This is a genomic window from Ligaoa zhengdingensis (assembly GCF_014384885.1).
Lineage (GTDB): Bacteria > Bacillota > Clostridia > Oscillospirales > Ruminococcaceae > Ligaoa > Ligaoa zhengdingensis.
Genome location: NZ_JACRST010000052.1, coordinates 2,501 through 5,648, shown reverse-complemented (window position 1 = coordinate 5,648; position 3,148 = coordinate 2,501). Strand labels below are relative to the sequence as shown.

The 3,148-nt window shown below is 52.2% G+C and carries 1 tRNA gene and 1 rRNA gene; both read right to left on the bottom strand.

Annotation, left to right across the window (positions count from 1 at the left end):
• A tRNA-Lys gene (locus H8711_RS13180) sits at positions 1–76 on the bottom strand.
• A 102-nt stretch (positions 77–178) separates the two neighbouring features.
• Positions 179–3,134: ribosomal RNA gene (locus tag H8711_RS13175) — 23S ribosomal RNA — on the bottom strand.
• Positions 3,135–3,148 lie beyond the last annotated feature (14 nt).

Sequence of the window (3,148 nt, the reverse complement as noted above, 5' to 3'; positions counted from 1 at the left end):
TGGTGCGCCATCAGGGACTCGAACCCGGGGCCCGCTGATTAAGAGTCAGCTGCTCTACCAACTGAGCTAATGGCGCATACTTTAATTACGCCTTTGGCTTTCCTGAAAGTACTTTACCTCGTCTGCCTGTACTCTCAAAATCGAACAATGTGAACCCCTGCTCCGAAGATTCTCGCTCTAGGTCAAGCCCTCGACCGATTAGTACCTCCTGGCTGAACATGTCGCCATGCTTACACCTGAGGCCTATCAACCTTGTAGTCTTCAAGGGGTCTTACCTGATTATCTCAGTGGGATATCTTATCTTGAGGTCGGCTTCACGCTTAGATGCCTTCAGCGTTTATCCGTTCCGCACTTAGCTGCCCAGCTGTGCCACTGGCGTGACAACTGGTGCACCAGAGGTGCGTCCATCCCGGTCCTCTCGTACTAGGGACAGCTCCTCTCAAATATCCTGCGCCCACGACAGATAGGGACCGAACTGTCTCACGACGTTCTGAACCCAGCTCGCGTACCGCTTTAATTGGCGAACAGCCAAACCCTTGGGACCGAATACAGCCCCAGGATGCGATGAGCCGACATCGAGGTGCCAAACCTCCCCGACGATGTGGACTCTTGGGGGAGATCAGCCTGTTATCCCCAGGGTAGCTTTTATCCGTTGAGCGATGGCATTTCCACTCACATACCACCGGATCACTAACTCCAACTTTCGTTACTGCTCGACCCGTCGGTCTCGCAGTTAGGCTGGCTTTTGCGTTTACACTCTAATGCACGGTTTCCGTCCGTGCTGAGCCAACCTTTGAGCGCCTCCGTTACCTTTTTGGAGGCGACCGCCCCAGTCAAACTGCCCACCTAACAATGTCCCCCGCCTGGATTCACAGGCGCAGGTTAGAATTTCAGCATCTCAAGAGTGGTATTCCAACATCGACTCCACGAATACTGGCGTACTCGCTTCCCAGTCTCCCACCTATCCTATACATGAAATACCAAAATCCAATATTAAGCTACAGTAAAGCTCCATGGGGTCTTTCCGTCTTGTCGCGGGTAACCGGCATCTTCACCGGTACTACAATTTCGCCGGGCGGGCTGTTGAGACAGTGTCCAGATCGTTACACCATTCGTGCGGGTCAGAACTTACCTGACAAGGAATTTCGCTACCTTAGGACCGTTATAGTTACGGCCGCCGTTTACTGGGGCTTCAATTCAATGCTCTCACATCTCCTCTTAACCTTCCAGCACCGGGCAGGTGTCACCCCATATACGTCATCTTTCGATTTAGCATAGAGCTGTGTTTTTGCTAAACAGTCGCCTGGACCTATTCTCTGCGGCTCACTTGCATGAGCACCCCTTCTCCCTAAGTTACGGGGTCAACTTGCCGAGTTCCTTAACAACCCTTCTCCCGTTGGCCTTAGAATTCTCTTCCTACCTACCTGTGTCGGTTTGCGGTACGGGCACCTTGGATATTCACAGGGCTTTTCTCGCCCCAGTCTACACATGCTTCCCTACTATTTTTCGGTCCCTTACGCCCGAGTCAACCAACGCCCGGGTCATGCGCTTTCTGGGTGTCCCCCTGCTTAAATTTTCGGTGGCTACGGAATTTCTACCGTATGTGCATCGGCTACGCCTTTCGGCCTCACCTTAGCTCCCGGCTTACTTGGAGCGGACGAACCTTCCTCCAAAAACCTTAGGCTTTCGGCCATTATGATTCTCACATAATTCTCGCTACTCATTCCGGCATTCTCACTCGTATAAAGTCCACCGCCGCTTCCGCTACGACTTCACCCCTTATACGACGCTCCCCTACCACTGCATCTGCTGAACAACACCTACTACCATTTCGCTCGAAGTATTTAGCGCCGCTTTTCGCTTTGCCTCTTTTCCTTCTCGCTTCCCACCGCTCTTCGCGGCGCAAATGTTAATCTGCATTGTTCAGCAGACGCAATCCCAAGCTTCGGTATACCATTTAGCCCCGTTACATTTTCGGCGCAGGGTCACTCGACCAGTGAGCTATTACGCACTCTTTTAATGAGTGGCTGCTTCTAAGCCAACATCCTGGTTGTTTTCGCAACCCCACATCCTTCTCCACTTAATGGTATTTCGGGACCTTAGCTGTGGGTCTGGGCTTTTTCCCTTTTGACCACGAGACTTATCTCACGTAGTCTGACTGCTGTTCATCAATTAGCCGGCATTCAGAGTTTGATAGGTTTTGGTAACCTCTCGGCCCCTAGACCATTCAGTGCTTTACCTCCGGTAATCTAAAACAACGCTAGCCCTAAAGCTATTTCGGGGAGAACCAGCTATATCCGGGTTCGATTGGAATTTCTCCGCTAGCCACACCTCATCCGCCGCCTTTTCAACGGAGGTCGGTTCGGCCCTCCATGGAGTTTTACCTCCACTTCAGCCTGGACATGGCTAGGTCACCCGGTTTCGGGTCGTATCCAACAAACTCACTCGCCCTATTCAGACTCGCTCTCGCTGCGGCTCCACACCTGAAGTGCTTAACCTTGCTTGCTAAATACACTCGCCGGACCGTTCTACAAAAAGTACCCGATCACACTTTGACGTGCTCTCGGTGCTTGTAGGCACAGGGTTTCAGGTTCTCTTTCACTCCCCTCCCGGGGTCCTTTTCACCTTTCCTTCACAGTACTATACGCTATCGGTCACCAGGGAATATTTAGGCTTGGAGGGTGGTCCCCCCAGCTTCCCACGGGGTTTCACGTGTCCCGCGGTACTCTGGATCCTGCTCGCTGACTCAACCTTTCAAATACGCGACTCTCACGCTCTTCGGTGTGCCTTCCCATACACTTCTTCTAGGTCTTGTCAATGCTAAATGCAGTCCGCAACCCCGAAGGTATTGCTACCTCCGGTTTGGCCTCTTCCGCGTTCGCTCGCCACTACTTGCGGAATCTCGGTTGATTTCTCTTCCTCCCCCTACTTAGATGTTTCAGTTCAGGGGGTTCCCCCCGTATGACTATGGATTCATCATACGGTGACAGGATATTACTCCTGCCGGATTGCTCCATTCGGACATCCACGGATCACAGATTACTTGCATCTCCCCGTGGCTTTTCGCAGCTTATCGCGTCCTTCTTCGGTTCCTGGTGCCAAGGCATTCGCCCTGCGCCCTTTATAGCTTGACCAATTATGCTCGAAT